Here is a 599-nt window from a genome sequence, read left to right on the forward strand (position 1 = left end):
GTCAATCGTAGATGGTATTGTGGCTGGAATTACTGGCCTAGGTGACGCAATCCATAACAAGATTTCTAGCGCATTTGAGTCGGCTAAGTCTTGGGTGTCTGAAAAATGGAACGCCTTGAAAGGGTCTGGCGACTTTAGTTTTAGCGGTAAAATGACGAACTCAAAAGGGCAATCAATCCAGCTTGCATCGCCAACCATGCCGATGTTAATGGCTAGCGGCGCAAGCTCCGGCACAAACCTAAGTATCACCGTTAACACACAAGGCAATGGTGCTAAAGCCATTGCCCGTGAAGTAGAAAAAATAATTGTAAGGAGGATTCAATCATGATACGACAAATTCGGCTTTATAACTCCAAAAACGATATGATTGATTTCCTCAACAACCTAGACTTTTTCGGCTTTAGCCCGGAAGGTCTGGGTGTTTCTTTTGATAATGATTTGTATGGATCTAACGCCACGTTTTTGTCTGGTGGTAAAGCATTAAACGCCAAACAATTTACTATCAATATCTTATTTGGCGCAGAAACGGGCGAATCCTACCAAAGATACAGTGAGTTTGTCCAATTTCTAAACAAGCCACCCTACCGTCTGTATTATGA

Annotated in this window: 2 protein-coding genes; both read left to right on the plus strand. The window is 42.6% G+C overall.

The features are described from left to right. On the plus strand, positions 1 to 328 hold a 328-nt coding region (locus BTA35_RS16525; protein ID WP_202931296.1), incomplete at its 5' end, for a hypothetical protein. Continuing rightward, positions 325 to 599: phage distal tail protein domain-containing protein (locus BTA35_RS16530; protein WP_202931297.1), on the plus strand; the 275-nt coding region annotated here is incomplete at its 3' end. The genes BTA35_RS16525 and BTA35_RS16530, both read left to right, overlap by 4 nt.

This window comes from Oceanospirillum linum (assembly GCF_001995095.2).
In the GTDB taxonomy this organism is placed as follows: domain Bacteria; phylum Pseudomonadota; class Gammaproteobacteria; order Pseudomonadales; family Halomonadaceae; genus Oceanospirillum; species Oceanospirillum linum.